This window comes from Citreicoccus inhibens (assembly GCF_019039035.1).
In the GTDB taxonomy this organism is placed as follows: domain Bacteria; phylum Myxococcota; class Myxococcia; order Myxococcales; family Myxococcaceae; genus Citreicoccus; species Citreicoccus inhibens.
In genome coordinates, this window is record NZ_JAHNZT010000102.1 from 1 (window position 1) to 2,160 (window position 2,160).

The 2,160-nt window shown below is 69.3% G+C and carries 3 protein-coding genes; all 3 read right to left on the reverse strand.

Going from position 1 to position 2,160, the window contains the following annotated elements; translation table 11 throughout:
* Window positions 1-3: 3 nt before the first annotated feature.
* Genes KRR26_RS36370 through KRR26_RS36380 form a run of 3 tightly spaced genes read right to left on the reverse strand, consistent with a single transcriptional unit; the run spans window position 4 to window position 2,137 of the window.
* On the reverse strand, window positions 4-1,287 hold the full coding sequence (locus KRR26_RS36370) for a phage late control D family protein (RefSeq protein ID WP_120211115.1): 1,284 nt from the start codon (window positions 1,285-1,287) through the stop codon (window positions 4-6).
* A complete protein-coding gene (locus KRR26_RS36375) occupies window positions 1,284-1,625 on the reverse strand; it encodes a hypothetical protein (RefSeq protein WP_120211114.1) in 342 nt (113 codons plus the stop codon). The genes KRR26_RS36370 and KRR26_RS36375 overlap by 4 nt, the downstream gene beginning before the upstream one ends.
* A complete protein-coding gene (locus KRR26_RS36380; protein ID WP_120211113.1) occupies window positions 1,625-2,137 on the reverse strand; it encodes a CIS tube protein in 513 nt (170 codons plus the stop codon). Before KRR26_RS36380 ends, KRR26_RS36375 begins: the two co-directional genes overlap by 1 nt.
* Window positions 2,138-2,160 lie beyond the last annotated feature (23 nt).

Below are 2,160 nucleotides of genomic sequence, written 5' to 3' on the forward strand. Positions count from 1 at the left end.
TTCTCACTCTGGGGAGCTGAGGCCCGACTCAGGGTCCCCGGCGCCGATGGATTGCCCGTTGCCGCGGTACTCGACGTGCGTGGTACCGGACTGCTTGTCGACGACCTCCAGCTCCGTCAACACGCCGCCCGTCGCAGGCATGCAGACGTTGGACTGGCCGCCCTGGGGTTGGCCCTGCGTCTCCGCGCTGGCTTGCTGCCGGAGGCCGGTGCCGTCACGCGACAGCTTCAAGTCGGTGGTGTAGCCGGAGGAGGAGAGGACGTGCTTAGCCTCGGTGACGTAGTAGCGGCCGGACAGGAAGCTGGAGATGCCGCGCACCTCCACGACGGACTTCGCGCGCAAGCTGGGGTTGCCCACCACCTGGAGGGACAGCTTCACGGTGCCGGCCTCCGCGCGCCGGAAGCGGGCCTCGGATTCGCGCTGGGCCTGGGCGGGCGTCGAGGCCGAGGTGGGCTGGACGCTGGTGGTGCTGTTGCGGAGCTGCAGCGACGTGGTGCCCGTGCGCTTGTCCACCACCTCCAGGAAGTCCGCGAGGGTGGTGCGCTCCACGGTGGCACTGCTCGCCTGGGCCTCGAGGTTTCTCTTGGCCATGGCGTCCCGGCCGCGCACGTCCACCTTGCCCACGCGGCGGCCCAGCTCCGACTCGACGTTGACGGAGAGGACGTCGCCCCGGCCCGCGTCGGCGTACCACCACAGCACGTGGGTGGGCGCGGTGGCCTGGTTGCGCGGGCCGAAGGCCAGGCCCCTGTCGTCGACGGTGAATTCAAATTCCTCCCGCGCGGCCAGGCGCCGCAGAAAGCGCGCATCCGTCTCTCCGGCCTGGTGGATGGTGTCGAAGGACTCTCCGGTGTCCTCGACGCGGGCGGAGTCCTCCTCGTAGCCGTACTCGGCGGCCACCTCGCGCACCACCTGGGCGCACGTCTTGCCCTTCCAGGCGCGTGTCTTCGCCTCGCGGTGCATGAGGGCGCTGAGGGCCTGCCCTTCGATGGTGAGCAGTTGAAACCCCTTCAACTTCGTCACCACCATCCGCCTTGTAGGCGCCATGAGGCCCGGGTAGCCCCAGGACACCTCCAGCACCGCGCCGCCTACCAGCTCCGCCCTGTCGAAGAGCGCCAGGTCGAAGTTGTCCAACTGGAGGGAGAGCTTGTCGGCCTTCGTCGCGCTGTCCTCGAAGGTGAGGCCGAGGATGCGGCCCTCAAGGGAGAGGGGCTCGCCGCTGCGGGCCCGCTCGTGTGCAAGCAGCGTGAGGCGCACGCCAGGCGCGCTCCTGTCGAGGGGCCGCGTCATTCGCTGGCCCTCCGCCGCTGCTCGCTGAGGATGACGTCGGTGAGGACGCGGAGGGACGGAATGAAGAGGCGTCGCCCCGCCTCCAGCTCCAATGTGGGGTCGACGATGGGCTCTGGCTGGAAGTCCGCGAGGGCCCACCAGAAGCCGCAGGCGCGCGGGAGGGGGGCGAAGTAGAGCCCTGCGAGCCCCCAGAGGGAGTCGCCCTGCGCGACGAGGTGGACACGAGTGTCCGCGTGCGGCCGGTAGCCGTAGGGGACTCTCGCGGTGAGCACCAGGCGGCCCAGGTCGTCCCGCACGCCGAGGCAGAAGGTGTAGCGGCTGCCGGCGTGGGGGGCCACTACGGCACCTCCTGGCGGAGCTGCTCAGAGGTGACGCGCGTGTCCAACACCTCCTCGAAGGTGACGGTGGCGGTGTAGACGAGGGCGCGCCCGTCGACAGCGAGCTGGCGGTATTGGAACTCCACGCTGGCGACGACGCACTCCACCGTGAGGAGGCCAGGCCAGAGGACGAGGACGCGCGGAGGCGCGGTGGCAAGCACTCCCCGAGTTCCCTGAGGAGGGACAGTGAGCGCCCGCAAGAATGCGCGGAAGGCCATGATGTTGCTGGCGTTCGCCTCTTGAGCCGAGAAGAAGGCGTCCAAGTAGAACTCGACGCCCGTGAGCTGCCGGTTGGAGGTGCCCTGAAACTGGAGCACCTGGTGCGAGAGTCCCGGCACCGCCAGGCGATTCCAATTCACCTGGACCCTCTCGGCCAACTGGGTGGGGTTGAAGAGGCACTCCATGGCTTCGCCGGTGAGGACGTTGACGAGGAGGCACCGCGGGCTGCGTGCGAAGGCCGAGGTAAGGGACACGAGAGGGGCTCCTCCGTGCTTCA